Origin of the sequence: Neisseria sp. HMSC070A01, assembly GCF_001810165.1 — a bacterium.
Lineage (GTDB): Bacteria > Pseudomonadota > Gammaproteobacteria > Burkholderiales > Neisseriaceae > Neisseria.
Window position 1 is genome coordinate 308,315 of record NZ_KV800119.1, and the last position, 18,668, is coordinate 326,982.

General features: G+C 49.3%; 14 protein-coding genes. 8 read left to right on the forward strand and 6 right to left on the reverse strand.

All coding sequences use genetic code 11. The annotated features are described in order from the left end of the window. Positions 1-37: 37 nt before the first annotated feature. Positions 38-859 (reverse strand): posphoenolpyruvate synthetase regulatory kinase/phosphorylase PpsR, encoded by an 822-nt coding sequence (locus HMPREF2711_RS02700; RefSeq protein WP_003747435.1) that lies wholly within the window; start codon positions 857-859, stop codon positions 38-40. Between the two features lie 416 nt (positions 860-1,275). On the opposite strand from HMPREF2711_RS02700, the gene ppsA reads away from it, so the two are divergent. From ppsA to HMPREF2711_RS02725, 5 genes are all read left to right on the forward strand, one after another. Further along, the gene (gene ppsA, locus HMPREF2711_RS02705; protein WP_003747437.1) at positions 1,276-3,660 is read left to right on the forward strand and encodes a phosphoenolpyruvate synthase; all 2,385 of its coding nucleotides are present in this window, start codon (positions 1,276-1,278) and stop codon (positions 3,658-3,660) included. A 270-nt stretch (positions 3,661-3,930) separates the two neighbouring features. Next, positions 3,931-4,635 (forward strand): peptidoglycan DD-metalloendopeptidase family protein, encoded by a 705-nt coding sequence (locus HMPREF2711_RS02710; protein WP_036491300.1) that lies wholly within the window; start codon positions 3,931-3,933, stop codon positions 4,633-4,635. A 171-nt stretch (positions 4,636-4,806) separates the two neighbouring features. Beyond that, positions 4,807-5,289 carry a hypothetical protein gene (locus tag HMPREF2711_RS02715; protein WP_003747439.1) on the forward strand — a complete coding sequence of 161 codons (483 nt, stop codon included), beginning with the start codon at positions 4,807-4,809 and terminating at the stop codon, positions 5,287-5,289. A gap of 205 nt (positions 5,290-5,494) precedes the next feature. After that, a complete protein-coding gene (locus HMPREF2711_RS02720; RefSeq protein ID WP_003747440.1) occupies positions 5,495-6,454 on the forward strand; it encodes a DnaJ C-terminal domain-containing protein in 960 nt (319 codons plus the stop codon). Between the two features lie 15 nt (positions 6,455-6,469). Continuing rightward, complete coding sequence (locus HMPREF2711_RS02725) at positions 6,470-6,760, forward strand: chaperone modulator CbpM (RefSeq protein ID WP_003747441.1); 291 nt, start codon at positions 6,470-6,472, stop codon at positions 6,758-6,760. A 117-nt stretch (positions 6,761-6,877) separates the two neighbouring features. Here HMPREF2711_RS02725 and HMPREF2711_RS02730 read toward each other — a convergent pair whose 3' ends face one another. Next, positions 6,878-7,072 carry a YbdD/YjiX family protein gene (locus HMPREF2711_RS02730; protein WP_003747442.1) on the reverse strand — a complete coding sequence of 65 codons (195 nt, stop codon included), beginning with the start codon at positions 7,070-7,072 and terminating at the stop codon, positions 6,878-6,880. Further along, positions 7,062-9,143: a carbon starvation CstA family protein gene (locus tag HMPREF2711_RS02735; protein WP_003747444.1), complete on the reverse strand. Its 2,082-nt coding sequence runs from the start codon at positions 9,141-9,143 to the stop codon at positions 7,062-7,064. Before HMPREF2711_RS02735 ends, HMPREF2711_RS02730 begins: the two co-directional genes overlap by 11 nt. A gap of 332 nt (positions 9,144-9,475) precedes the next feature. Between HMPREF2711_RS02735 and HMPREF2711_RS02740 the strand changes: the two genes are divergently transcribed. Further along, complete coding sequence (locus HMPREF2711_RS02740; protein WP_003747446.1) at positions 9,476-10,219, forward strand: pseudouridine synthase; 744 nt, start codon at positions 9,476-9,478, stop codon at positions 10,217-10,219. 59 nt (positions 10,220-10,278) lie between these two features. Here the strand turns inward: HMPREF2711_RS02740 and alr are convergent, their stop codons facing one another. Continuing rightward, on the reverse strand, positions 10,279-11,337 hold the full coding sequence (gene alr, locus HMPREF2711_RS02745) for an alanine racemase (protein ID WP_003747447.1): 1,059 nt from the start codon (positions 11,335-11,337) through the stop codon (positions 10,279-10,281). A gap of 206 nt (positions 11,338-11,543) precedes the next feature. Here alr and HMPREF2711_RS02750 point away from each other — a divergent pair, with 206 nt between their 5' ends. Further along, positions 11,544-12,005, forward strand: a complete 462-nt coding sequence (locus tag HMPREF2711_RS02750; RefSeq protein ID WP_003747450.1) for a winged helix-turn-helix transcriptional regulator — start codon at positions 11,544-11,546, stop codon at positions 12,003-12,005. A gap of 575 nt (positions 12,006-12,580) precedes the next feature. Beyond that, complete coding sequence (locus HMPREF2711_RS02755) at positions 12,581-13,918, forward strand: GTPase/DUF3482 domain-containing protein (protein WP_070615400.1); 1,338 nt, start codon at positions 12,581-12,583, stop codon at positions 13,916-13,918. 73 nt (positions 13,919-13,991) lie between these two features. On the opposite strand, the gene HMPREF2711_RS02760 is transcribed toward HMPREF2711_RS02755, so the two are convergent. Then, a complete protein-coding gene (locus HMPREF2711_RS02760) occupies positions 13,992-15,398 on the reverse strand; it encodes an efflux transporter outer membrane subunit (RefSeq protein ID WP_141745644.1) in 1,407 nt (468 codons plus the stop codon). Positions 15,399-15,453: 55 nt separating this feature from the next. After that, complete coding sequence (locus HMPREF2711_RS02765; protein WP_070615407.1) at positions 15,454-18,666, reverse strand: efflux RND transporter permease subunit; 3,213 nt, start codon at positions 18,664-18,666, stop codon at positions 15,454-15,456. Positions 18,667-18,668: the final 2 nt, after the last annotated feature.

An 18,668-nucleotide genomic window follows, 5' to 3' on the forward strand; every position in this document is an offset into this window, starting at 1 on the left:
CCGTCTGAAACTTTCAGACGGCCTTTTATCATTTCAGTTAAAAACGGCGTTTCAGCTTGCAAGCCTGCAAAATATGGACGGCAAGTTCTTCCACAGATTTGTCCGTAGTATTGGTAAACGGAATACCGTGGCGTTTGAACATATTTTGCGCATCGGCAATCTCGCTGCGGCAAGTATCGATTTTGGCATAGGTCGAATTAGGACGACGCTCCTGACGGATAGCCTGCAGACGCTCAGGCTGAATGGTCAAACCAAACAGCTTGTCTTTGTAAGGTTTGACCATACGCGGCAAATCGGTTGATTCCAAGTCATCGGGAATCAATGGATAGTTTGCGGCGCGGATACCGTATTGCAGGGCCAAATAGAGACAGGTCGGCGTTTTACCCGAACGGGACACGCCCATCAAAATTACATCCGCTTCCTGCAGGTTTTTATCGCTGACACCGTCATCATGATTCAGTGAGAAATTGACCGCCTCCATACGCGCATCATAGCGTTGGGTATTGCCGATACTGTGGTGCCCCTGCTGGGCGGCAACCGCCTCCGTATTGAGTTCCTTTTCCAAAAGACCGAGAAAAGTTTCAAAGAAATTAATATGGAACGCATTGGCTTTCTTGATGATTTCACGGATTTCGTCATTGACCACACTGACAAAAGCAATCGGGCGCACTCCGAATTTCTCGGCGGACTGGTTGACTTTATCTACAACAGCACGCGCTTTTTCAGGCGTATCGATAAACGGATAGGTATGGCGTTTGAACTCAACATTGCCAAATTGGTTCAGCAAGGCTTCACCGATATTTTCGGCGGTCAGGCCGGTTCGGTCGGAAATATAGAAGACTTGGCGTGGATCAGTCATAATGAATCCTCTTGAGGGTAACGTTTCAGACGACAATCATAGCAGTTACAGCCTTTGCAATAAAGCGATTCCCGGCAGATTACACAGGATTACAACAAATTTGAACAATTTTTAGATTGGCACAAAATTTTATTTTTTGATTTTTTGTGGAATTTTATTCTAAAATTGCAAAATAAATCTTGTTTGTTAAATTTATTAACTTATTTTGTTTTCCATATTTAACAATAGGATAACTCACAAAAACATGAATCTGATATTCACATTTCAGAAGACTACACGCTTGAAAAGCACAGTATCACAGACGAATTTGTGATTTTAAAAAAGATAAAACACATGACAGCCATCAAACGAATGGCTACAATAAGCAGGCGGATTTGTTTCTTTTTTAACATTTTTGGATTGGATTGGACACACAAATGGCCGAAAACTACGTTATTTGGTTTGAAAACCTGCGTATGACTGACGTTGAGCGAGTGGGCGGTAAAAATGCCTCTTTGGGCGAAATGATCAGCCAACTGACTGAAAAAGGCGTACGCGTTCCCGGTGGTTTTGCGACCACTGCCGAAGCCTATCGCGCTTTCCTGGCTCACAATGGTCTGAGCGAGCGTATTTCCGAAGCCCTGAAACAACTGGATGTTGAAGACGTTGCCGAGTTGGCGCGCGTGGGTAAAGAAATCCGTCAATGGATTTTGGATACTCCGTTCCCTGAGCAGCTGGATGCTGAAATCGAAACAGCTTGGAACAAAATGGTTGCCGATGCCGGTGGTGCGGACATTTCCGTTGCCGTACGTTCTTCCGCAACAGCAGAAGACCTGCCGGATGCTTCTTTTGCCGGTCAACAAGAAACCTTCTTGAACATCAACGGCTTGGAAAACGTTAAAGAAGCCATGCGCCATGTATTCGCTTCCCTGTACAACGACCGTGCCATTTCTTACCGTGTCCACAAAGGCTTCGAACACGACATCGTTGCCCTTTCCGCAGGCGTACAACGCATGGTGCGCTCCGACAGCGGCGCGTCCGGCGTGATGTTCACCATCGATACTGAGTCCGGTTACGACCAAGTCGTTTTCGTTACCTCTTCTTACGGCCTGGGCGAAAACGTCGTACAAGGCGCGGTCAACCCTGACGAATTCTATGTATTCAAACCTACTTTGAAAGCAGGCAAACCGGCTATCCTGCGCAAAACCATGGGTTCGAAACAAATCAAAATGATCTTTACCGACAAAGCCGAAGCCGGTAAATCTGTCACCAACATCGATGTACCTGAAGAAGACCGTCAACGCTTCTCCATTACCGACGCCGAAGTTACCGAGTTGGCCCATTACGCGCTGACCATCGAAAAACACTACGGCCGCCCAATGGACATCGAATGGGGCCGCGACGGTTTGGACGGCAAACTCTACATCCTGCAAGCCCGTCCTGAAACCGTGAAATCCCAAGAAGACAGCAGCCGCAACCTGCGCCGCTTCTCCATAAACGGCGAAAAAGTTGTCTTGTGCGAAGGCCGTGCCATCGGTCAAAGAGTCGGCCAAGGCAAAGTACGCCTGGTGAAAGATGCTTCCGAGATGGATTCCGTTGAAGCAGGCGACGTACTCGTTACCGACATGACCGACCCGGATTGGGAGCCCGTAATGAAACGTGCTTCCGCCATCGTGACCAACCGCGGCGGCCGTACCTGCCACGCAGCGATTATCGCGCGTGAATTAGGTATTCCTGCCGTAGTCGGCTGCGGCGACGCAACCGATCTGCTTTCAGACGGCCAAGAAGTTACCGTATCTTGTGCCGAAGGCGATACCGGCTTCATCTACTCCGGCCTGTTGGACGTACAAATTACCGATGTTGCTTTGGACAACATGCCTAAAGCCCCTGTCAAAGTGATGATGAACGTTGGTAACCCTGAGTTGGCATTCAGCTTCGCCAACCTGCCTAGCGAAGGCATCGGCTTGGCACGTATGGAATTCATCATCAACCGCCAAATCGGTATCCACCCGAAAGCCTTGTTGGAATTTGACAAACAAGACGACGAATTGAAAGCGGAAATTACCCGCCGCATCGCCGGCTACGCTTCTCCTGTCGACTTCTATGTCGATAAAATCGCGGAAGGCGTAGCAACTTTGGCTGCTTCGGTTTACCCACGCAAAACCATCGTCCGTATGTCTGACTTCAAATCCAACGAGTACGCCAACTTGGTGGGCGGCAGCATTTACGAACCGCACGAAGAAAACCCAATGTTGGGCTTCCGCGGCGCGGCGCGTTATGTCGCTGACAGCTTCAAAGACTGCTTCGCACTCGAGTGCAAAGCCTTGAAACGCGTCCGTGACGAAATGGGTCTGACCAACGTCGAAATCATGATTCCATTCGTCCGCACTTTGGGTGAAGCCGAAGCTGTTGTCAAAGCCCTGAAAGAAAACGGTTTGGAACGCGGCAAAAACGGGCTGCGCCTGATCATGATGTGCGAATTGCCGAGCAACGCAGTATTGGCAGAACAATTCCTGCAATACTTCGACGGTTTCTCCATCGGCTCTAACGACATGACCCAGCTGACCCTCGGCCTCGACCGTGACAGTGGCTTGGTATCCGACTCCTTTGACGAACGCAATCCTGCCGTTAAAGTGATGTTGCACTTGGCAATCTCTGCCTGCCGCAAACAAAACAAATACGTCGGTATTTGCGGTCAAGGCCCGTCAGACCATCCGGACTTTGCCAAATGGCTGGTTCAAGAAGGTATCGAAAGCGTATCGCTCAACCCTGATACCGTGATTGAAACTTGGCTGTATCTGGCTAACGAATTGAACAAATAAGTTCGATGATACAAAAATCCCCTGCCCGTCTATCTCGGCAGGGGATTTTTATTGCCTTATTCAATGCCGTCTGAAAGAACTTTCACGTTCTTTTACCTTTTCAAAAAAGTCCCTTTGCATCAAAAAGATATAAAAATATTCAGCCATATCTACAAATTCTCAATGGTACTATATTGCCTTTCCGCATTTTATCCCATGCCTTTTGAGTGAACCTTTTTTCACTCTTCCTATCTATCATACACAGCATAACGATACATTTAGAAACAACCCATGAATACAACCTTTATTTCCACCTTTCAGACGGCCTTGAAACGTCTGGCACTCATCAGCACCATTGCCGTCTTAGCAGCCTGCGCCGGCAACAACACTTCTTCCAACCGCGCCGTACCCGACGGCTACTACAAAGTCCGTCCCGGCGATACCCTGACCCAAATCGCCAAACGCTACGGACAAAACGTCAATACACTGGTTGCATGGAACAATCTTCCCAACGCCTCACAAATCGAAGTCGGCCAAGTATTGCGCGTCCGCCGTCATGTTGCCTCCCGCAATACTGCTACGCAGCAACGCCAAGCAACCGCCGTTACCCCGATCAATCGGTTAAGCTTGCAATGGCCGACCGATAACGCCTCATCCTCCATTATCCAACGCTACAACGGCACAACCAGCAAAGGCATAGATATTGCAGGCACACAAGGCCAACAAATCCGTTCTGCCGCAGCCGGTACCGTTATCTACGTTGGCGAAGAAGTCCGCGGCTACGGCAAGCTAATTTTAATCAGCCACAACGACTACACCATTACCGCCTATGCCCACAACGACACGCTTTTAGTACAAAAAGATCAAAAAGTCCAAGCCGGCCAAGTTATCGCCACCATGGGCAGCAGCGATACAGACAGCGTCAAGCTCCATTTTGAAGTTCGTCTAAACGGCAAAGCAGTCGATCCCCTGCCTTATTTGACCAGAACAAATTAATGTCCCAATCAAAAGGCCGTCTGAAATACTGTTATTTCAGACGGCCTTTTGATTATCTTGCTATAACAGCTATTTCAACAAAATCTTTTCCTATTTAACTTATGTTGATTGAGTGTAAACGCCGTTATACAATAACAACTCTTTTTAACATTCCATTTCAGGTGTTCTACTATGTCTCCTAACCGTATCCTTGCAACCGCATTCTTGTTTGCATCTGCATTTGCCAGCGCGGATGTCCATATTGATGAAAGCATTCCTTACCGCGACAAAGAAGAAATCGATACCCGTATTGTTTCCGAGTGTTTAGAAGTGGGCAGCATCATGTCCAAATCTTTGCAAGAAACCGCAGCCAAAAGCGATGTAACGGTTGTCCGTGACGGTAAAAAACAAGGTACATACGCAGATATCGCCATTACTTCCGCCATGAGTGCAGGCAATGCCTTTATCGGCCACGCCAAAGGGATGGCTGTTTCTGCTACTTTGTATGTTGACGGTAAACAAGTCGGCAAAAAAACCTTTACCCGCAACTCTTCCGGTGGCATGTTTGGTGCTTATAAGAGCTCTTGCGCCGTCCTGAACCGCACTTCTAAAGTATTGGGTTCAGATATTGCCCAATGGGTGGTCCGCGAACAAAAAAATGCTCAAGACAAATAAAACCCCAATTTGATAAAGGCCGTCTGAAAAACCGTATTTCAGATGGCCTTTATATTTTCTATTTCTCTAGAAACAAAGAAATAAATTATCCATTAATCATTATCAGAAATAGAGAATTTTATTTCCAACGCCCTTGATTTTAGAATATCTACCCTCAATTATTAAAACTATAAGAATTTTGTATATGAGCAGTCAAAGGAATAACATGGCAGAAAAAAACTATTATGAAATACTGGGCGTTGCCAAAGATGCGGATGAGGCCGAAATCAAAAAAGCCTACCGAAAACTGGTGCGCAAATACCACCCCGATGTCAGCAAAGAACCTGACGCAGCCGAACGTACGGTAGAAATCAACCGTGCCTACGAAACGCTTTCCGACAAAGAAAAGCGGGCCGAATACGATGAAATGTTGGCTAATCCTTACGGACGCAGCGCCAGAGGCAATCCGTTCGGTCAAGGCGGCAATCCGTTTGGCAATGGATTTAACGGAGGCGGCTTCCGCTATGAACGTCATGAAGGCGAGCCGTTCGGAGCGGGAGATTTCAATTTTGAAGATCTTTTTTCATCATTCCGCCAATCCCACACTCGTTCCGAGCAACCCCGCGGCCCAATAAAAGGCGAGGATCAACATGCTGAATTGAGTATTGATATTTATGCAGCTTATGTTGGCGCAGAACGTAGCATGACTTTGAATGTGCCGACCCTAGACGAATACGGACGTGCGGTTTATCAAAATAAAACCCTCAACGTTAAAATCCCCAAAGGCATTGCAGAAGGCCAACAAATCCGTTTGGCCGGTCAAGGTTTGCCGGGATATAACGGCGGTGAAAACGGTGACTTATACTTAAAAATCAAGTTCCACGACCAACCTGATTTATACGTCAAAAACAGGAAAGACGTATATCAAACAATAGATGTCAAACCTTGGGAAGCCGTATTGGGCGGCAAAATCATCGTCCCTACCGCATCAGGCCGCTTGCAGGTCAATCTGCCTGCCAACAGCCAAAGCGGTAAAAGCATCCGCCTTAAAGGCAAAGGTATTCCAGCAAAAGAAGCCGGAGACCTTTATCTCAATATCCGCATTAATGTTCCGCCAGTAGAGAGCGAAGCCGACCGTGCCGCATGGGAAAAATTGGCCGAACACTTTGCCGCGAAACAAGCATAAGAGAAAGGATAAATTATGATTCAATCCTCCGATGTTACCCTTACTTTTGAAGAAATCGTTGCCGCCAGCCGCTGCCGTCGCGATTGGCTGTTGGAACTTATAGCAGAAGATATCATCAGCATCGATGGTGCTCCCGAAAAAAGCACCTTCAGTGGTTTTCATCTTGCCCGCATCCGTCGCGCACAACGCTTAAGCCGTGATTTTGAAGCCGGCATCCCCGCATTGGGGCTGATTATGCGGCTGTTAGACGAGGTAGAAGAACTCAGAAAAATACAGCGTCCGCTGGTACTGCTCGAAGAAGAGTAAATATTAGCAAGTTGTTCGCTTAAATATTGATGACAAGACAAAATCTTTGATGTTTATTGATATTCCATAATAAAAGGCCGTCTGAAAATATTTTCAGACGGCCTTTTTATGCCTTCATTAACAACAGCGTCCGCCGTTGCCGCCACAACGGCGTTTGCGGCAGTAGTCTTGGAATTGCAGCTCGGTCATGACCGGCGCATTGGGATTATGTTTGCGCTGGCGGGCAACGTAGTTTTCATAATCTGGGACACCGGCCATCAAGTTTGCTGTCAACTTGATGGTTTTCCACCAAGATGCGAGCTTATGCTTCATGCTGAGCCTCCGGCTGTTTACCGTCGCGGTACACTGCTGGAATTTCTTTAGCAGTTGGCCAACCGACTTTCCGGGCTTTCATGGCGGTACGCAAACCGTACACGGCGACAATCACGACAACTGCCAGGAACAAAGCGGTCAGGCCGGCATTGATTTGGTCGTTGAAGATGATTTGTGACATTTCGCCGATGTCTTTAGCAGGGGCAAGGACTTCGCCTGAAGCCAAGGCATCGCGGTATTTGCCTGCGTGCGCCAAGAAGCTGACGCGTGGATCGCTGTGGAACAGTTTTTGCAAACCGGCATAGCAGGTTACGAACAATACGCCGACAGCAGGAACCAAGGTTACCCAAACATAGCGGTCGCGTTTCATTTTCACCAAGACAACGGTACACATAATCAACGCTACGCCTGCCAGCATTTGGTTGGCGATACCGAACAGAGGCCAGAGCGAGTTAATGCCGCCCAGAGGGTCGGTTACGCCGGTATAGAGGAAGTAACCCCACAATGCCACGGCAAAGAATGTTGCAACCAGGTTGGCAGGGATAGAGTCGGTGTTACCGAATGGTTTGTAGAAGATACTGCCCAAGTCTTGAATCATGAAACGGGCAACGCGTGTACCGGCGTCAACCGCGGTCAGGATGAACAAGGCTTCAAACAGCAAGGCAAAGTGATACCAGAACGCCATCATAGCTTCGCCCGGAATCAGACGGCTCATGATGTGTGCCATACCGACTGCAAGGGTTGGCGCGCCGCCTGCACGGGACAGAATGGTGTTTTCGCCCACTTCTTTAGCAGTGTGCAACAAGGTTGCGGCATCAACAGGGAAGTTCAGTTTAGTGGTGATGACTTCGGCAGCAGTGTTGGCATCCGTACCAATCAGCGCAGCCGGGCTGTTCATCGCGAAGTACACGCCTGGCTCAAGCGAAGCGGCGGCAGCCAGCGCCATAATGGCCACAAAGCTTTCCATAATCATGCCGCCGTAACCGATCATGCGGACGTGGGTTTCGTTTTCCACCATTTTTGGCGTAGTACCGGAAGAAATCAGCGCATGGAAGCCTGAAACCGCACCACAAGCAATGGTAATGAACAAAAATGGGAACAATGCACCGGAGAATACCGGGCCTGAACCATCGATAAAGTGGGTAACTGCAGGCATTTGCAGGGTTGGGTTGACAATAACGATACCCAAAGCCAAAGCTGCAATCGTACCGATTTTCAGGAAGGTGGACAGATAGTCGCGCGGAGTCAGCAAGAGCCAAACCGGCAATACGGAAGCCACGAAACCGTAAATCATAATCGCCCAAGTCAGCTGAATGCCGTCAAGGTCGAACCAGTGTCCGACGGAGCTGCGGGCAACATCTTCACCGTAAATCACGGCCAACATCAGCAAAATAAAGCCGACGATGGAAATCTCGCCGATTTTGCCCGGACGGATATAACGGGTGTAAATACCCATAAACAGGGCAATCGGCATAGTTGCTGCGATGGTGAACGTACCCCAAGGGCTGTGAACCAATGCTTTCACAACAATCAACGCCAACACCGCCATAATGATGACCATAATCATCAAAATACCGATGGACGCGATCACGCCGGGAACGGTACCGAGTTCTTGTTTCACGATATCGCCCAAAGACTTACCGTCACGGCGCATGGAGACGAACAAGACCATCATATCCTGTACGGCACCGGCAAACACCACGCCGAAGATAATCCACAAAGTACCGGGCAGATAACCCATTTGTGCTGCCAATACAGGACCGACCAAAGGACCTGCGCCGGCAATCGCGGCAAAGTGGTGGCCGAACAGTACGCCTTTATGTGTGGGCACATAGTCCAAGCCGTCATTATGGCGTTCAGCCGGAGTCAGACGGTTAGGATCAAGCTGCATCACACGGTTGGCAATGTAAAGACTGTAAAAACGGTAGGCAATACAGTATACCGAAATGGCGGCCGTAACCATCCAAATCGCACTGACCTGCTCGCCGCGACTGAGGGCCAAAGTGGTAAAGGAGGCCAGGCCTACCAAAACCACAATGCCCCAAATCAAAAATGATTTGAGCGATTTCATTGATTTATCCTTAAAACGTGATACACGAAAGCTGGTTTTAGCAACAAACTGCCTTCATGCGCTTTAGAAAGACCAATCATTTTAGTCTTTATAGATTTTATGAGTGAAATGTCATTTCAACCCGAATTCGACAAAAAACAAAATGATTAGTTCGCCCGTAAGGTTAACACAAACAGACAATATACCCTTCATTTTTTACTTCAAATCCAAATATTCCTTAACATATAGCAAACGCAAGGCCGTCTGAAAACCCAAAAATTCAGTTTTCAGACGGCCTGACAAACGGTCAATGCTATAATCCGACATTCCCATTTCTTCTATATTGCCATACCATGCAAAACAACGATTCCGAAACCATGCGCCTCTCCAAACGCATGGCGCAATTAGGCTTATGCTCGCGCCGCGAGGCAGACAGCTACATCGAGCAAGGCTGGGTCAAAGTCAACGGCCAAACCGCCGTACTCGGTCAAAAAGTCACCGAGCGCGACCGCATCGACCTCAACAAACAAGCCCATGAAAAACAAGCCGCGCGCGTAACCATCCTGCTGAACAAGCCCGTCGGCTACGTCAGCGCGCAGGCAGAAAAAGGCTATAAATCCGCAGCCGAACTCATTACCGCCGACAACCATTGGGAAGGCGACGACAGCCGTATCCCTTTCAGCGAAAAGCACAAATTCGGTTTGGCCCCTGCCGGCCGCCTGGACATCGACTCTGTAGGATTGTTGGTACTCACCCAGGACGGCCGCATTGCCAAACAACTGATTGGCGAAAACAGCAGCAGCGAAAAAGAATACCTCGTCCGCGTCCGCGGCAAACTGGACAACAAAGGCCTCGCCCTACTCAACCACGGCTTGAGTTTGGACGGAGAAAAATTGCGCCCCGCCAAAGTCGAATGGCAAAACGAAGACCAGTTGCGCTTTATTTTGCGACAAGGCAAAAAACGCCAAATCCGCCGCATGTGCGAGCTGGTCGGCCTGCGCGTTGTCGGCTTGAAACGCATCCGCATGGGCAAAGTCAAACTCGGCAGACTGCCGCCGGGCAAATGGCGTTATTTACGCGCTGACGAATCGTTTTAATTGCAGATAACAAAAAGGCCGTCTGAAAACACATTTCAGACGGCCTGATTTTTGACTGCCTACTCGATATAAGTAAACTTCGCACGTTTAATATTGCAGAGGATTTCGTACGGAATCATACCGGCAACTTCGGCAACTTCATTAATATTAATCACATCGCCCCAAAGCTCGACTTCCGCGCCCAAGCCCTCTTTCGAGGCTTCCAGCTCAACCGTAATCATATCCATAGACACCCTGCCGATAATGCGGCTGCGTTTGCCATCGATGGCGACCGGAGAATTAGTGGAAGCGCGACGCGGATAACCGTCGGCATAGCCGCAGGCAATCAAACCGACACGGGTGGATTTGCTGGTGTAGAACGTTGCGCCGTAACCAATCGGAGAATGCGGTTGCAACACACGTTCGCCGAAAACGCGGGAAGTCAGACGCATAACAGGTTTCAAACGCTCATCCACGCTGCCGAAAGGCGAAATGCCATACAAGGCCAGACCGGCACGACCCCAATCGCGGCGCGCTTCAGGCACGTTCAAAATCGCGGCGGAATTGGCCAAGCTCTCTTCGCCTTCCAAACCCTCACACGCCAAATCAAACGCTTCAAGCTGCATTTCAGTCATGCCGTTTTCCGGCTCGTCCGCACAGGCAAAATGGCTGAATTTCACAATGTTTTCAACCGATTCGGATTGTTTCAATGCCGTATAGGCGGCGGCATAGTTATGCGGAAAGAAACCGGCACGGTGCATACCAGAGTCCATTTTCAGCCATACGGTTGTCGGACGTTGCCACTCATGATGTGCAAACGCCTCCAACTGCCATTGACTGCCGATTGCCGGCCACAAATCATAACGGTCAACATCCGCATACTCTGCAGCCTCAAACACGCCTTCCAATAAAACAATCGGGTTTTTAATGCCGTTTTGACGCAATTCCACGCCTTCATCTACCGTTGCCACCGCAAAGCCGTCGGCAATATCCGCCAACGCGTGTGCACATCTGACCGCACCATGCCCGTAAGCATCGGCCTTAATCACAGCCAACAATTTATTGCCGTGCAACTCTTTGAGAAAACGATAATTTTGACGTAAATTATCCAAACGGATTTGCGCATTGAGCGGACGCATAATGTATTCCTCTTATCGGCATCCGTTTCAGACGGCCTGCCCTATTACTTTGAAGCGAATATTATAGGTCAAAAACCATACAGGATTCCATGAAATACACAAGATTAATATCTTCCTTTTGCCTTACCTTTAAGGATTTATGCTTCTTCTGAGCCTGTTTTAAGGTTATGATGTCATCCAAATTGAAAACGACAAGCATCAAAGCCATGAAAGAACTCGACAAAACCGACTTAAAAATTCTCAAGCTCCTGCAACAAAACGCACGCATCCCCATGACCGAATTGGCTGAAAAAGTCGGCCTCTCCACTACGCCGGTAACCGAACGCGTCCGCCGCTTGGAACGCGACAACCTCATTACCGGCTATCACGCCCATCTGAATCCACATGCCTTAGGTCAAAGCCTCTTGGTCTTTGTCGAACTGAAACTGCGTTCCAAATCCGGCAATATTTTTGAAGACTTCAAACGCGAAGTGCTGAAGATTCCGCAAATTTTGGAATGCCACTTGGTCTCCGGCGAATACGACTACCTCATCAAAGTCCGCCTGCCCAATATGTCCGCCTATCGCGATATGCTCGGCAATATCCTGCTGCAACTGCCGGCAGCAGCCGAAAGCCGCAGCTATGTCGTAATGGAAGAAGTCAAAGAAGAAGTAGTATTAGACATCTAATTCCATTCAACCAACAGAGGCCGTCTGAAATATTACAACATTCAGACGGCCTTTGTTTTAAACAGGCAAAAAAAAATGCACACATCCGATAGAATGTGTGCCAAGTCTACAAAGGAGAAATAGAGGAGAAACTATTAACTGACTACTCGAACCAGCTAACGAAACGAATTATGCAACAAGAGATTCAACCGTGCAAGTATTTTTCTTGTAAAGTTTCTTAATTATCCAATTTACAGAACTTAAATGTAATCATGTTTCAATATAGACAAAAAAATGCGCATACCGTTTCGATATGCGCCAAGTCTACAAAGGAGAAATAGAGGAGAAAAATCAAGCTGCATCAAGCAACTCAACGGCGCGAATTATCCTAGCCTTCTACCCGACTGTCAACTGTTTTCCTACCTATTTTCAAGCATTTTGCCAAAAAACAACAAATCCGCTATTCCCCTCTTTTTCTGGCTATTTTCGCCCATATATAAAGGAAATTTAGGGCCGTCTGAAACACATATTGCCACTGTAGGCAAACAGCCCCATACTCACACATTCATAGCCCATATCCGTCCCAACCCACAACCATGACCACCCCACTTTCCCTTGCCGTCGTCGGCCATACCAACACAGGCAAAACCTCACTCTTACGTACGCTTTTGCGCGACAGTACCTTCGGCGAAGTGAAAAACGCGCCATCTACCACGCGCCATGTCGAAGAAGCCCTCATCAACGACGGTGACGACAGCCTAGTTTACCTCTACGACACACCCGGCCTTGAAGATGCCGGCGGCGTGTTGGACTGGCTGGAAACCCACACATCCGCACGCGATGACGGCATCGAGCGCATTCAGCAATTCCTCAACAACCATGAAGCGCATCACGAATTCAACCAAGAGGCCAAAGTGCTGCGCCAAGTCATGCAAAGCGACATGGCCATGTATGTCATCGATGCACGGGAGCCAGTCCTTAACAAATACAAAGACGAGCTGACCATTTTGTCTTGGTGTGCCAAGCCCATCATGCCCGTGTTCAACTTCACCCAAAATCAAGACCTGACTGCTTGGACCAATATGCTCGCCCGCCGCGCCCTGCATGTTTACGCCGGTTTCGATACCGTTGCGTTTGACTTTGAAGGCGAAATCCGATTGTGGGACAACCTTGCCACCATGTTACCTAAGCGCGACATCCTCGACCGCCTCATCAATATGCGCCGTCGCGAGTGGCAACGGCTGGATATGGAAGCACGCCGTGAAATTGCCGATTTTCTGCTGGATGCCGCCGCATTCACCCAAGAAATTGCCGAAAACGACGACCCTGCCCCGACTTTGGAAGTCATGCAATCGGAAATCCGCCAACTTGAGCGGCAAATGCAACAACGCCTGTTCACACTTTACCGCTTCTATCACGACGAAGTCGGCAGCGACAGCACATGGATGCCCAAAGCCTTCAAACAAGATCCGTTTGACAGCGAATTGCTCAAACATTACGGCATCCGTACCGGTACCGGCGCAACCGCAGGCGCACTCATCGGCTTAGGCTTGGACATTGCCACGCTTGGCGGTTCGCTTGGTTTGGGTACGGCCATCGGCGGACTGTTGGGCGGCATTTTGCCCAACGCCCAAGACATCACCGACAAAATCAACGGCCGACAAACCCTGCATACCGATCCGGAAACCCTTACCCTACTCGCTGCGCGCGCACTGGATTTGTTGCACGTCTTGCAAACGCGCGGCCATGCCGCCCAATCGCATATCGAGCTAAACGAACGCAAAGCGCCATGGAATGCGGCCAAATTGCCAAGCGAACTCAACAAAGCGCGCAGCAACCGCAAATGGTCTTCGCTCAACACACACCAGCCCGAACTCAGCCGTAATGAACGCGCAGCTTATGTCGGTTCTTTAAGCGAGAAATTAAAAGTTTAAAATCTCTGTTTAACAAAAAGGCCGTCTGAAACCCAAACGTTTCAGACGGCCTCTTGATTTTAGCTGACAAAACTTATTCGGCAGCTTTGGTTTCGCGTTTCAAACCGCCGCCAAGCGCTTTATACAAGTCGGCAAGGTTTTCCAGACGGGTCAGCTGATTGGCCAAAAGAGCAGTTTCTGCGCTGTAACTGCTGCGTTCGGCATCCAGCAAATCCAATGCGCTGGACACACCATGTTTGTAACGCAGGCTGACGAGGCGCAGGCTGTCGTTGTAGGCACGGCTTTGCTTGCTCAACGCTTCATAGCTTTTATCCAACTGTTCACGCGCAACCAAAGCATTGGAAACGTCTTTAAATGCGGATTGAACAGCGGCTTCATAAGCAACGATTTGTACCTGTTGGCGCAGTTTGGCTACGTCAAGATTGGCTTTGTTGGTACCCCAGTCAAAGATAGGCAGCGTGATGGACGGTGCAAACGCCCAAACACCCGTGCCGCTCTTAAACAGGCCGCTCAACTCGCCGGAAGCCGTACCGACCGAACCGGTCAGGCTGATGCGAGGGAAGAAGGCCGCACGTGCCGCGCCGATATTGGCATTGGCTTGTTTGAGCGAGTATTCGGCCGCGCGGATATCAGGGCGGTTGAGCAATACGTCCGAACTCAAACCGGCAGGCAGTTTGGTGATTTTGAACTGTTTGCTCAAAGGCAGACCGGCAGGCAAATCTTCGGGCAGAGGTTGATTAATCAACATGGCCAAAGAATTGCGCGCTTGCTCGCGGTTTTTCACCGCAGAGGCGTAATCGGCTTTGGCCGATTCAATCAACGCTTCCTGTTGGCGCAAATCAACGGCGGAAATCACGCCGGCCTTATGGCGCAATTGCGAGAGCTTGTACGTCGCTTCACGGGTTTGCAACACACGTTGTGCCAATGCCATGCTTTCTTCGGCGTAACGCTCGTTAAAGTAGGCTTTGGCCACGGTAGAAATCAAGGTCAGATGTGCGGCATCACGGTTAGCAGCCACATTAAAATAACCTTGCAAAGCGGCTTCGCTGGTGCTGCGGACTCGGCCGAAGAGGTCGAGTTCATAAGAGGTTATGCCCAAACCAACGCTGTATTGGCTGCTGACGTTGCCGCCGCTCAAGTTGCCTTGACGCGAACCTGTACCGCTGGCGTTAACGGTCGGCAGCAGGTTGTTGCGCGCAATCATGTGCTGCTTGCGGTAGATTTCGGCATTCAGCGCGGCGGTGCGCAAATCGGTATTGCGTTCCAATGCGATGTCGATCAAGCGGTGCAGGCGCGGATCGGCAAAATAGTCTTGCCAACCCAATTCAGCGGCGCGGATACCGTCGTCAACAGTGTCGTATTTAAACGTATCGGCTACGGCAACTTGGGGCTGCTCGTATTTCGGCATCATGGTACAGGCCGACAAAGCCACGGCGGCGGCAACGGCGGTCAGTACAGGTTTGAATGTAATCTTCTTCATTTTAGAATCCTTTAGCATTTTGAGGCCGTCTGAAAATTTTCAGACGGCCTTTGCTTTAGTGCTTGTCTGAATCGTGTTTACCGTCTTCAATCATGCCGGCTTCAGCGGCGTGTTTGGCGGCCATCTCATGCTCGTGTGCAGTTTCTTTAAAGAATTTGCGCACAACCACATAGAACAAAGGCACAAGGAACACAGACAGAATCGTACCGATCAACATACCCCAGAACACGGTCGTACCAATTGCACGTTGGCTGGCGGAGCTGGCACCGCTGGCAACATAGAGCGGTACCACGCCCAAGATGAAGGCGAACGAAGTCATGATAATCGGACGGAAACGCAGGTGTGCGGCGGCAAGTGCAGCTTCAAGCGCGCTCTTACCTTGCGCTTGCAAGTCTTTGGCAAACTCGATAATCAAAATCGCGTTTTTCGCACTCAAACCCATCACCGTAACGAAACCGACTTGGAAGTAGATATCGTTGGCATATGCCGGAATACTGCCCAGCAGTGCTTCAAACATGTTACGGCCGGTCACGCCCAATGCCGCGCCAATCAAACCCAACGGAATCACAAGGATAACCGCCAACGGGATAGACCAGCTTTCGTACAAAGCAGCCAATACCAAGAATACAGCGGCAGCGGCCAATGCGTACAACACGACAGTTTGTGAGCCGCCTTTAGCCTCTTCACGAGACTGACCGTCCCATTCCAGACTGTAACCGCCGCCCATTTCATCAACCATTTGCTGCACCGCAGCCATGGCCTGACCGGAAGATACGCCATTAACAGGCGAGCCGGAAAGCTCCATTGCCGGATAACCATTGAAGCGGACGCTTTGTTCCATACCGTTTTCCCAAGAAACAGTAGCAATGGTAGAAAGCGGTACGGCCACGCCGGATTTGTTCGGTACAGTCAGGTTCAGAATATCGGCAGGCTGCATACGGGCACTCGCATCAGCTTGTACCATCACGCGTTGCAGACGGCCTTGATTCGGGAAGTCGTTTACATAAGACGAACCCAAAGCAGAAGCCAAAGCAGTACGGATATCAGAGAACGAAATACCTTGTGCGGCTGCTGCGGCACGGTTGATATCGATTTTCAACTGCGGCGCATCTTCCAAACCGCTCGCACGAACGGTACTTGGGTTAAACAAACCGCTTTTGCGCATTTTGTCAATCAACTCATTGCGCTTGGCCAACAATGCAGCATGGCCGCTGTTGTTACGGTCTTGCAGGTAAATCGTTAAGCCGGAGCCTGTACCCAATTCCATAATGGCAGGAGGCACAATCGCCAAACCGAAACCGTCTTTCAGCGTAGCCATCATCATACCGGTCAACTTACCGGAAATAGAAGTTGCATCGCTGCCCGGAGCAGTACGTTCGCTCCAGTCTTTCAGAATGACAAAGCCCAAAGCCATGTTTTGGCCGGAACCGCTAAAACTAAAGCCGGAAACGGTAATAATGTTCTCGATCTCAGGTACAGATTTCGCCAGTTGAGTGATTTGAGCCAAAGTTGCATCGGTACGCTCTTTGGTCGCGCCGGCAGGCAGCTGTACGCTCAACATCAAGTTACCTTGGTCTTCAGTCGGCAAGAAGGAAGTCGGCAGACGCATAAACAGGAATACGCCCACAACAGTCAAACCAATATAGACAACCATCATGCGTAAAGTCTTGCGCAAGACTTTGGCAACCCAGCCTTCGTAGCCGTGTGTCCAGCTGTCGAATTTTTTGTTAAACCAACCGAAGAAACCTTTTTTCTCTTCGTGATGACCCTTCTGAATCGGTTTGAGCATGGTGGCACACAATGCCGGAGTCAGCGTCAAGGCAAGGAATGCGGAGAAGCCGATAGATGCCGCCATGGTCAAGGCAAACTGTTTGTAAATGTTACCGGTTGCACCGCTAAACATTGCCAGTGGCACAAATACGGACATCAACACGGCAGTAATACCGATAACCGCGCCGGAAATCTGACCCATCGCTTTTTTGGTGGCAGCCTTAGGCGACAAACCTTCGCTCGCCATAATACGCTCAACGTTTTCAACGACCACAATCGCGTCATCGACCACAATACCGATCACCAATACCATCGCAAACATGGTCAATACGTTAATCGACATACCCATGTATGAGATAAAGGCAAAACCGCCCAACAGGGAAATCGGTACAACAATAGTCGGAATCAGCGTATAGCGGATGTTTTGCAGGAAGAGATACATCACCAAGAATACCAAAACAATGGCTTCCAAAAGCGTATGGATCACTTTCTCAATCGAAATTTCCACAAATTTGGAAGTATCGTAAGGAACTTTCCAGCTCATACCGTCTGGGAAATACTTCTGCAAAACCGCCATTTTTTCTTTCACAGCAGTCGCTGTTGCCAAAGCGTTACCGCTGTTAGACAGCATCACTGCCATACCGGTGGTATTCACGCCGTTCAAACGAGTGGAAGTAGAATAGTCCTGCATACCCAAACTGACTTTGGCAACGTCTTTCAGATAGACATTAGAACCATCGGTATTGGATACCAGAATGATATTGCCAAACTCTTCAGCAGTGCTCAGCTGACCTTGCGCCGTCACAGTTGCTGAAATAGTCTGACCTGCAGCCGCCGGCAAAGAACCGATAGAGCCTGCAGAAATTTGGATATTTTGTGTCGCAAGCGCATTGGTTACCGTTGCAAAAGACAGGTTGTAGTTTTGCAGTTTTTTCGGGTCAACCCAAATACGCATGGCGCGTTGCGCACCAAACAATTGTACCTGCCCTACCCCGTCAATACGCTGCAGTTCAGGAATGATATTGCGCTGGGCGTAATCGTTCATTTCCTCAATGGATTGCTTTTCAGAAGAAAGCATGACCACTTGCAAGAAGTTGGAACGCGCTTTAGATACGGTTACACCATATTGCTGTACGGTAGACGGCAATGTGGACAACACTTCCGACAATTTGTTCTGCACGTCCACCTGCGCCAAATCTTCATTGGTTTCCGGTGTAAACGTCAGACTGACGCTGCCGCTGCCACTGGAATTGGCAGAAGTCGTCATATAGTCCAAACCTTCCACACCGTACATATTACGTTCGATAACGGCCAGTACGCTGTCTTCCATTACCTGAGCCGAAGCGCCCGGATAAGTAGCGCGCAAAGTAATAGTCGGTGCAGCAACGGACGGATATTGGGAAATCGGCAGTTTTTGAATGCCGAAAATACCCGCTGCGATGATAAAAATCGCAATAACCCATGCAAAGATGGGGCGGTCAATAAAAAACTTAGACATTC

Excerpts from the sequence above, each read along its gene's own strand:
- HMPREF2711_RS02700 (WP_003747435.1), bottom strand. The coding sequence starts at position 859 with ATGACTGATCCACGCCAAGTCTTCTATATTTCCGACCGAACCGGCCTG.
- ppsA (WP_003747437.1), top strand. The coding sequence starts at position 1,276 with ATGGCCGAAAACTACGTTATTTGGTTTGAAAACCTGCGTATGACTGAC.
- HMPREF2711_RS02710 (WP_036491300.1), top strand. The coding sequence starts at position 3,931 with ATGAATACAACCTTTATTTCCACCTTTCAGACGGCCTTGAAACGTCTG.
- HMPREF2711_RS02715 (WP_003747439.1), top strand. The coding sequence starts at position 4,807 with ATGTCTCCTAACCGTATCCTTGCAACCGCATTCTTGTTTGCATCTGCA.
- HMPREF2711_RS02720 (WP_003747440.1), top strand. The coding sequence starts at position 5,495 with ATGGCAGAAAAAAACTATTATGAAATACTGGGCGTTGCCAAAGATGCG.
- HMPREF2711_RS02725 (WP_003747441.1), top strand. The coding sequence starts at position 6,470 with ATGATTCAATCCTCCGATGTTACCCTTACTTTTGAAGAAATCGTTGCC.
- HMPREF2711_RS02730 (WP_003747442.1), bottom strand. The coding sequence starts at position 7,072 with ATGAAGCATAAGCTCGCATCTTGGTGGAAAACCATCAAGTTGACAGCA.
- HMPREF2711_RS02735 (WP_003747444.1), bottom strand. The coding sequence starts at position 9,143 with ATGAAATCGCTCAAATCATTTTTGATTTGGGGCATTGTGGTTTTGGTA.
- HMPREF2711_RS02740 (WP_003747446.1), top strand. The coding sequence starts at position 9,476 with ATGCAAAACAACGATTCCGAAACCATGCGCCTCTCCAAACGCATGGCG.
- alr (WP_003747447.1), bottom strand. The coding sequence starts at position 11,337 with ATGCGTCCGCTCAATGCGCAAATCCGTTTGGATAATTTACGTCAAAAT.
- HMPREF2711_RS02750 (WP_003747450.1), top strand. The coding sequence starts at position 11,544 with ATGAAAGAACTCGACAAAACCGACTTAAAAATTCTCAAGCTCCTGCAA.
- HMPREF2711_RS02755 (WP_070615400.1), top strand. The coding sequence starts at position 12,581 with ATGACCACCCCACTTTCCCTTGCCGTCGTCGGCCATACCAACACAGGC.
- HMPREF2711_RS02760 (WP_141745644.1), bottom strand. The coding sequence starts at position 15,398 with ATGAAGAAGATTACATTCAAACCTGTACTGACCGCCGTTGCCGCCGCC.
- HMPREF2711_RS02765 (WP_070615407.1), bottom strand. The coding sequence starts at position 18,666 with ATGTCTAAGTTTTTTATTGACCGCCCCATCTTTGCATGGGTTATTGCG.